Origin of the sequence: Shewanella sp. SG44-6, from assembly GCF_014164185.1 — a bacterium.
Classification (GTDB): Bacteria; Pseudomonadota; Gammaproteobacteria; order Enterobacterales; family Shewanellaceae; genus Shewanella; species Shewanella vesiculosa.
Map to the genome: position 1 here is coordinate 19,467 of NZ_JACJER010000059.1, position 9,358 is coordinate 28,824.

General features: G+C 42.2%; 7 protein-coding genes and 1 pseudogene. 1 reads left to right on the forward strand and 7 read right to left on the reverse strand.

What is annotated here, in order from left to right:
• Positions 1 to 132: 132 nt before the first annotated feature.
• The 7 genes from recG to H5185_RS12055 form a co-directional block, all read right to left on the reverse strand.
• Positions 133 to 2,208 (reverse strand): ATP-dependent DNA helicase RecG, encoded by a 2,076-nt coding sequence (recG, locus tag H5185_RS12025; RefSeq protein ID WP_182742193.1) that lies wholly within the window; start codon positions 2,206 to 2,208, stop codon positions 133 to 135.
• 140 nt (positions 2,209 to 2,348) lie between these two features.
• Positions 2,349 to 2,957, reverse strand: coding sequence for a DNA-binding response regulator (locus H5185_RS12030; RefSeq protein ID WP_182742194.1), 609 nt, complete (start codon positions 2,955 to 2,957; stop codon positions 2,349 to 2,351).
• Entirely contained in the window at positions 2,954 to 4,048 is a 1,095-nt protein-coding gene (locus H5185_RS12035) for a sensor histidine kinase (RefSeq protein ID WP_182742195.1), read from the reverse strand. Before H5185_RS12035 ends, H5185_RS12030 begins: the two co-directional genes overlap by 4 nt.
• Before the next feature lie 77 nt (positions 4,049 to 4,125).
• Positions 4,126 to 4,806, reverse strand: coding sequence for a tetratricopeptide repeat protein (locus H5185_RS12040; RefSeq protein WP_182742196.1), 681 nt, complete (start codon positions 4,804 to 4,806; stop codon positions 4,126 to 4,128).
• 220 nt (positions 4,807 to 5,026) lie between these two features.
• On the reverse strand, positions 5,027 to 5,956 hold the full coding sequence (locus H5185_RS12045; RefSeq protein ID WP_182697746.1) for a calcium/sodium antiporter: 930 nt from the start codon (positions 5,954 to 5,956) through the stop codon (positions 5,027 to 5,029).
• A gap of 138 nt (positions 5,957 to 6,094) precedes the next feature.
• The gene (locus tag H5185_RS12050) at positions 6,095 to 7,750 is read right to left on the reverse strand and encodes an AMP-binding protein (RefSeq protein ID WP_182742197.1); all 1,656 of its coding nucleotides are present in this window, start codon (positions 7,748 to 7,750) and stop codon (positions 6,095 to 6,097) included.
• Positions 7,751 to 7,980: 230 nt separating this feature from the next.
• On the reverse strand, positions 7,981 to 8,364 hold the full coding sequence (locus tag H5185_RS12055; protein WP_182697748.1) for a RidA family protein: 384 nt from the start codon (positions 8,362 to 8,364) through the stop codon (positions 7,981 to 7,983).
• A gap of 257 nt (positions 8,365 to 8,621) precedes the next feature.
• Between H5185_RS12055 and H5185_RS12060 the strand changes: the two are divergent.
• Positions 8,622 to 9,358, forward strand: a pseudogene (locus tag H5185_RS12060) (hypothetical protein); the annotation flags it as partial.

The window sequence follows — 9,358 nt, forward strand, 5'->3', positions numbered from 1 at the left end:
TCGCTTTGCTTGCAGTAAGGTGATCCCCGCTAGCTGACTAGATAACAAACACAATTTATATACCATTTTGCAATATTCGGCCCACTTGTCTAGTGATAACTGATGATAATGAACAATATATTATGATCTATATTACGCTTGGACATATTGTTGTCTATCACCGATCCAGCGATGAATGATAGCATCTACGTTTTGTGGCACTTGCTGGTAAACATGAGATGCTAATTTTTGAGTTGGTGCAATTAAGTGTTGATCACGAATCAGATCAGCAATTTTAAGATCTGCCAAACCGGTTTGTTTGGTGCCAAGCACTTCGCCTGGACCTCTAATTTCTAAGTCTTTTTGAGCAATAACAAAACCATCGTTACTGTCTCTGAGTACGCCTAAACGTTTGGTGGCCGTTTGTGATAACGGGGCTTTGTAAAGTAATACACAATGGCTAGCTACAGCCCCACGGCCGACTCGACCTCTTAATTGGTGTAACTGTGCTAGGCCCAAGCGTTCAGGATTTTCGATAATCATTAAACTGGCATTAGGCACATCAACGCCAACTTCTATGACGGTGGTGGCGACGAGTAAGTTCAATTCACCTGCTTTAAATTGCGCCATGATATGTTGTTTTTCAGCGCTTTTCATTCTTCCATGGATCAAGCCTATTTTCAGTTCTGGTAACGCTATGGCGAGTTCTGTGGCGGTGTCTTCAGCCGCTTGGCATTCAAGTACTTCAGACTCTTCAATTAAGGTACAGACCCAATAAGCTTGGCGATTATCGTTTAATGCTGCTTGTTTTACACGTTCAATCACTTGCTCTCGGCGACTGTCGGCAAGGGCTACTGTGGTTACGGGAGTTCGTCCTGGAGGCAGTTCATCAATGGTCGAGGTATCAAGATCGGCATAAGCGGTCATGGCTAAGGTACGCGGAATTGGCGTAGCAGTCATTATGAGCTGGTGTGGATGGAAGCCTTGGCTGACACCTTTTTCTCGTAAGTCTAGGCGTTGATGCACACCAAAACGATGCTGCTCATCAATAATAATCAGCGCCAGTTTATTAAACACCACCGCTTGTTGAAATATTGCATGAGTTCCAATAACCATTTGTGCAGCGCCAGAAGCGATATCTTCAAGTGATTGAACCCTAGCTTTGCCTTTTAATTTACCCGCCAGCCAGCCGACTTTTAGCCCAAGTGGTTCAAACCATGCTGCAAAGTTGCTGGCATGTTGTTCGGCGAGTAATTCAGTCGGTGCCATCATGGCCACTTGGTAACCGTTTTCAATTGCCTGTAATGCCGCCAGTGCCGCCACCAAGGTTTTACCTGAACCCACGTCGCCTTGAACTAAACGCATCATCGGCGTTGGATGTTGAATATCTTGGCTGATTTCGGCGACAACCCGCTGTTGTGCTCCAGTGGGTTTAAAAGGCAGTTGCGCTAGAAAAGGCGTTAGTAACTGACCTGTCGCTGGCATTGGCACCGCGGCATCTTGGTTACTGCGTTGGCGTAGTTGCAACATGCTCAGATTATGTGCCAGCAGTTCTTCTTGGATTAATCTTTGTTGGGCAGGATGCTGACCTTGTTCTAATTCAAAAGGTGATACTGAGCTATGGGGGCGATGTAAAATATGCAGTGCATCACGCAGGCTAATATTGTTTGGCTGTAATGCACTGGGCAGTAACTCAGGTAATCCACCTTGGTCCAACATCGCCAAGGCTTGTTGTGTTAATTTGATCCAACTGGCTTGCTTTACCCCTTCAGTCGTCGGGTAAATCGGCGTTAGGGTGTCGCTTAATGTGACAGATTCACCAGGATGAATAATTTGATATTCGGGGTGAACAATTTCTTTATGATGATTGCCACGGCGTATTTCACCGTAAGCCCGAATGCTGGCGCCATTTTCCATGGCATTACGTTGCGCCATAGAGAAATTAAAAAATCGCAGGCTCATCATTCCGCTGTTATCACGGACATTACACACTAACATGCGCCGCCGACCTTGCATGATTTGAGTCGACTGAATTTCTGCTTCTATGGTGCCATAACTGCCAGGAGGTAATGCGGCAATAGCATGGATTTGCGTACGGTCTTCATAACGCAGCGGTAAATGAAACAGCACATCTTGTACTGTTTTAATACCTAACTTAGCCAGTTTTTCCGCAACCTTTTTAGCAACGCCTTTAAGGTCGGTGATCGGAACAAGATCCAGTCGTAGCAAATTGTGCTCACCTAAATTGATTACCAAAGATGTAAAAATTATAGTGATTTCAAGCTATCAATCTCAAATCACTGTAATTATATACAGATGTTTAAGGTATCTTAGCAGACTTTGCATACAAGGCAATATTAAGCCACTAATTACAACCAACCCTTTTGCTTGGCAATTCTGGCGGCATCAATTCGGTTACTGGCATTGAGTTTATTAATGGCTTCTGACAAATAGTTTCGTACTGTACCTTCTGCAATAAACAACTGACTGGCAATATCGCTGGTTGATAAACCTTCGCTTGCTAGGCGCAATGCGCGCCTTTCTTTGTCGTTGAGAGGATCTATTTCACCAATAGCGGTGAAAGCCAATTCTGGATCGATGACTCGTTTACCCGCCATGACTTGTTTAATCGCGTTAATTAAGTCAGCAGAAGGTGCATCTTTTAATAAAAAACCACCGACACCGTATTCTAATGCTCGTTTGATATAACCCGCTCGGCCAAAGGTGGTCAGAATAATCACTTTGGTCTGACTGCGTTGCTGTTGCAACCATAGGCTCAGTTCTAAACCTGATTTCCCAGGCATTTCAATGTCGGTAAGTAGCAGGTCAAACAAATCGGTTTTAAGTTGTTGCATCGCTTTATCGCCATCTTCGACTTCGACAATCTCTATTGCATTTAAGCTATCACATCCTAATGTGAGTAACGCGGCGAGGGCGCCTCTTACCATGGCTTGATCTTCGGCTAATAGAATTTTCATCTAACGGACTCACTTAGTGGCAATTGGATACTTACTTTATAATGGGGAATTAATTGATAGTCGATGGTGCCATGTAGCAAGGTTACTCGCTCTTGAATACCGGTTAATCCGTTGCCTTTAGTGATGGTTTTAACCGGTACATTCTCGATAAAGTTGAGTTTGAGGCAATTTAGGCTTTGTTCAATACGCAGGGTGCAATGTGTTGCGTGGCTGTGTTTTATGGTGTTATTAATCAACTCAGTTAACAGCAAGCTGATTTGCGATTCCATGAGTTCACTGAGTTTAGGGAATGTGCCTTCTATGCTGACAGCAATAGCGTTATCTCTTAACGTATTGGCTAAGGTGTTTAAGGTATGCGTCAAGCCTTGATGTTTATAGCCCGATACCGTGTGGCGAATTTGGCTTAAACAGTCTCGAGTTATCACACTCACTTGATGAATTTGCTGCTGCGCTAAATCGATTTTACCTGAGGCAATGAATTTGTCTGCCAGTTCAGCTTTTAAGGCGATGGCGGCTAAGTGGTGCCCCATCACATCATGTAAATCGCGGCCAATACGTTCGCGTTCTAATGCGGTAGCTAAATTGGCGACTTCATCTTTTGATTGTTGTTGCTGGCGTTTGATGCGTTGGCGGTTTTGTTCAATTATCCCAAACACTCCCACCCCTAAGCAAATTCCCATACCATAAAAAGTAAAAAAGTAGCCTGTGTAATCCATGCTAATATCGATCACTAAAAGCAAAATACTCAGTCCGATAAAACTCAATATGGCAGTACGAAGTGAGTAGAAAAAACCAATAAAGAAACAGCAAAAACTGAACAGTGATATGGCGCCACTGCTAACAAATGATGAGGCTATTGCTGTGACAAACATTAACCCAATAGGTTTGAGGGCTCGCTCTTTGCTACAGTTATAAGCCCAGAAATAACCGATAATAAATGGCACTAATAATAAGATTGCGATCGTAATGTTTAACCATTGACCGTGCATGAAATACAATGGAATAAAGTAAAAACCTAAGTTTATGAGGTAAACCCAAGCGGTTTTTTGCTCATAACTCTTTTCGTTGGGTATTGTTAAACCGAGTGTCATAGTGCCTCCTAGCGCAGTTAATCATAGAGTAACTGCGCGCTAACTCAAACCTATGCGAGTAATAATAAACTGGTCGATTACTGCTTTACTGTTTGTTGGTTTAACAGATATCTTGCCCAACCATACTGAGGGTCAACTTCAATGGCGGTTTGCCAATCTTGTAAAGCACCTTTTAAGTCGCCTTGTTCTTGTTTAGCGAGTCCGCGCCAAGTATAGGCTTCTGCATGTCCCCAACAGATTTCATTACAAGGCTGCTCAAATTGACTAATTGCTTGGGTTGCTAATGTTTGCGACTTGTCGAGTCCGCCACCAAATACGCTAGGGGTATAAAATGCATTAATTGCTCGCACTAAACTGACGCGCGGATTGTTAGGTTCCAGATCGTTTGCTTGTTGAAGTAATTGTGCCGTTTTCATTCCTAATACAGCACCTTTGCTATTATCAAACGAGATTTGCATTCCGTATACCGCAGCAAGTAGCGCTTGTGGGTCTGCAGATGGGTCTTGGTCTAAAAGAGATTCTAGAGTTTGCTGAGCATCGTTTAATGAATCTGTAGCGAGTTGACGTTGACCCATTATGTTGGCAGTAATGGCTAGACGATAACCAGCATAGGCTTTTTCATAATCAATAGCCTGTTCACTGTATTGGCTGAGTTCATTGATGTTCATGGTGTTGGCAGCAGCATCAATATCGCTAATATTAGCAAAGCTAGCTTGGCTGACTAAGGTTAAGCTGGTGATCAGTAGTAAGGTTTTCATGGTTATCTCCATTTACGTTTCCCCCAATCAAGATGTTGTTGGGATAGGTGTAGTATGGCGATAGGCGGGGGTTATTCTTAGACACAAAGGTCATCAATTGAAGATGACAAATGTCATGTATTGTCAGGATCTCGTATTAAATATGAGTATAGGCTTACAAAGTGTTATGAAAAGACCGAATGAATATTCGGCCTTTAGTATGAGTAATATTGTCGATAACTTAAACCACTTGCATCACTAAATAACTGGTGTAGCCAAGGTAACCAGCTAAAAGCACTCCACCTTCACGACGACCAATACGTAAACCGCTCCAAGCAAACGGCAATACCATAAACGCAAAAATCAGCATGGCGATAAAATCAACTTCGTTAAATCCGGCAGCGGATACTGGGTGAATTAATGCTGTCGCGCCTAAAATACCGAGTACGTTGAAAATATTAGAGCCAACAACGTTACCGATGGCAATGTCACTTTGACCTTTAAGAGCCGCCATCACCGAGGTAACGAGTTCTGGCATACTGGTGCCAATAGCCACAATTGTTAAGCCAATGATGACTTCACTAATGCCAAACTGCTTGGCTAAATCAACAGCACCATCCACAAATAATATGCCACCACCGACTAACATTGCGATTCCAGCAATAATTAATGCGATTGATAATCCTGGGTGTTGTGGATTGGTATTAACATCAACATCTTCTGGATTATTTTTGGCGCTGACATAACTAAAGACTAAATAACTAACAAGTGCACCAAATAAGATGGCTCCGTCGATAAAGCTGACTTCACCATCAAGCAGCAAAAACCACATTAGTACTGACGCGCAAATCATAATAGGAATATCGCGCTTAACCATTTGAGATTGCACGGTAATAGGGCGAATAAGGGCGGTGATGGCTAAAATTAAACCGACATTAACAATGTTAGAACCGACAACATTACCTAAGGCAATCCCAGGATTACCTGCTAATGCCGATTTTACACTCACCGCTAATTCAGGGGCGCTAGTACCAAATGCCACAATGGTTAAGCCTATAATGAGCGGCGCAATACCTAAACGCAGCGCTACGGCACTGGCTCCGCGCACAAGAGCTTCTGCGCCAAAGGTTAAAATGATAAAACCGCCGATAATATATAACGCAATGAACATGAGTCTCTGCCTAATTAATGGGTATGCAACGCTATGTAAACTCTGCATAGTTGATGGCGCGTATATTGACAGAATATGTCAAAAAAATACACGCATATTGCGTGTATTTTTTGAGGTGAAATAATCGATAGTGGATGACTACAATTCGTCTTCCCAACGTACTTTTGCACCGCGCACACCGTCTACTTTGGCGCTGAATGTTTTTTCCAGTACGTGACGTTTAATTTTTAACGTTGGAGTTAACACATCGTTCTCAATGGTCCAGTCATCATTGACGATTATAATGGCATCAACGTGCTCATGTGACTCAAGATGCGGGTTAATGCTGTCGAGCGTCTCTTTCAATGATGTTCTTACTTCCTCACGAGGCTGCAATTTAGAGCCTTCTGAAAGCTGCACTAATGCGACTGGGTGTGGTAAGCCAGAGCCAATAACACAAATTAATTCTATATGTGAATCTTGAGCCAATTTACGTTCAATAGGGACAGGTGCGACATATTTACCTTTTGAGGTTTTAAAGTTGTCTTTAACTCGACCAGTAATATCGATATAACCGTCTGCATCAATTTCGCATAAATCGCCAGTATGGAAAAAACCATCTTCGGTAAATGCGGCTGCGGTGGCTTCGTCTTGTAAGTAATAGCCGCTCATCAAGCCAGGACTTTTAACTAACAACTCACCTTGTTCAGTTTGACGTACCAAGCATCCTTCAACTGGACGGCCGACAGTGCCAATCTTCTTGGCATTAAATGGATGGTTGATTATCGAGTAAGCACAGTTTTCAGTCATCCCCCATGCTTCACAAATATCAATGCCGATATCGTTGTACCATTGAAGCAATGATGGTGGTATTGGCGCCGAGCCTGAGCCGTTTAAGCGTGATTGATCCAGCCCTAAACCTTTTTTAATCTTACGCTTAACAATACTGCTAATAATGGGCAGTTTAAGTAAGGTTTTAAGTTTTTTCTCACCAATTTTGTTGATGATATTGAGTTGGAATACCGTCCATAAACGCGGTACGGAGAAAAATATCGTTGGACGACAACGCTGAATGTCATCAACAAATGAGTCGAGACCTTCAACAAAAGAAACCGTTGCCCCAGAATAGAATGATGAACCTTCAATAGCTACGCGTTCGGTAATGTGTGCTAACGGTAAATAAGATAATAGTCGGTCAGTCGTGTTTGCTTGTAAATCACGGATCACGGCTTCACACGCCCAGCCATAACTGGTAAAGGTTTGGATCGCGCCTTTAGGTTTGCCAGTTGAGCCTGAGGTATAAATGATCGTCATGACTTGATCAGCAGTGGGTAACTGCTCATCAACCAGAGGTTGCCCCAGCTTCAATAGCTGTTCCCAATGATATTGGGTAGGCATGGTGTCATATGGCATGGCTAAACGGAGAATTTCACCGCCCACGGCAGCTTCTTGTTCTGCCCAATGATCAAGCTTGCCAGTAAAGATGGCTTTTGCACCACTGTGCTCAAGTATATAACGAATCGTTTCGGCATTAGCAGTTGGATAAACAGGCACACTAATATAACCACCGTACATTAATGCTAAATCGACAATAAACCATTCGGCACAGTTCTTAGACAGTACAGCAACTTTATCACCGCGCTCTAGACCTAAATGGCGCAGTGAACCTGCAATTTGTTGCACTTTTTGTTGAACTTCACGCCAGGTGAAATCTACATATTTACCGTCAATCGGCTGGCGAAGGTAAACTTTGTCGCCTTGCGTATCTACCCAATGAGACAACATCTCAACAGGAGTTTTAATTAAATTTTCCATCGACGCTTCCATGTTCTTTATTGTTATTGTGGGTCTCTATAAATTTAGTATGGCCATTTTTGTGCGCTGGCGCAAACAATTGCACAGTATGTGTGCAAGGTAACACAACAAACACGTTAGCAGAATTTACTGAAGAAACAATAGGTGTTGAGTAAATACTCTACAGTGTAAAACCCACAGATAATAAAAAAGGCACCCTAGGTGCCTTTAAAAAAATTGTACGGTTGTCGCTAAATTTCCATTATTCCGTCCATTTCAACCAATGACCCTTTTGGTAACTCTTTGACGCCAATCGCGGCACGAGCTGGATAAGGTTGTTGGAAGTAACGACTCATAATTTCGTTTACCGTGGCAAAATGAGATAAATCGGTTAAGAAGATATTTAGCTTAACGATGTCACTCATTTTTCCGCCAGCAGCTTCACATACCGCGGTTAAATTTTCGAACACTTGTACAACTTGTTCTGCAAAATCATCGCTCACCATGGTCATGGTTTTTGGGTCTAATGGGATCTGACCTGAAAGATAAACGGTACTGCCGACTTTAACTGCTTGTGAATAAGTACCAATAGCTTGGGGGGCTTTGTCGGTTGCGATGATAATTTTTTCAGCCATGTTGAATTCTCTTTATTTAATTGTGTTGGTTGGTAAAAATTAATAGTCAATGTATCGGCTTAGCGCTATTTGAGCAAGCCTCCTTAAACAGTTTCAATGCTACGAATAACGTCTGACCTAAATGGGTATATATGAGCTTATTATTAACTCATTATCATCAAGTATTACTTACCATAATAAAACCAGTTATTTGTAGCTATATATAAAATCGACAATCCATTTTATGATAAATAATTTATATATCAGGGATGACTAGCATGACATGGAAAAACAGCGGCGCAAATAAAAATGCACTACAACCGAGTTCACCTCATAGTTTAATGGGCTTAGACCATCAAACAGCATTAGAGCATGGACTTCGATTGCCGGTTGACTTTAATTACCAAAAAGTTGAATTTGCCTATCAAGCATTTGTTATGCTGCAAAGCCTTAATGATTATGACCAACAGCAGGTGATTAAAGAAATTCAATTTATCAGTCTGCACCCAACAGCAGCCTCGTCAGTTAAACAAAGCCGTAATCCCTTTAGGCATATGCGCCGCTCTGATATTCCATTTCGTAATTATCATTACTTTATTGATTATAAAATTGCCGCTAATAGCCAAGTGCATATAACCGATATATTATTTGATCAGCAGTTACATGGTAGGAAAGATCGTCATACTGATGAACGTACCATGTTGTATCGAGTAGAAAGGATTGGCTCCGGAGCGAAATACGATGGGGCAAAGTCAAGAGATGAAATTCAAGAACTTATCGATGAATGGGGTGATGCAAAGCCTAGCATACAAGTGAACACCCATCATGCCGCCGTAAATGGTATGTTAAATGAATTTACTAAAGCGCAGTGGTTAATGGGCACCCATTTAGACAGCGCTTATCAAAGTGATAGTATAAAAGCGTATACTCTATTTCATAATCCCAGTGATAAAGCGGTACGTGATGTATATGAATGCGCCTTTGACAAAGGTCAAAGTAATACTTCGCACAATGC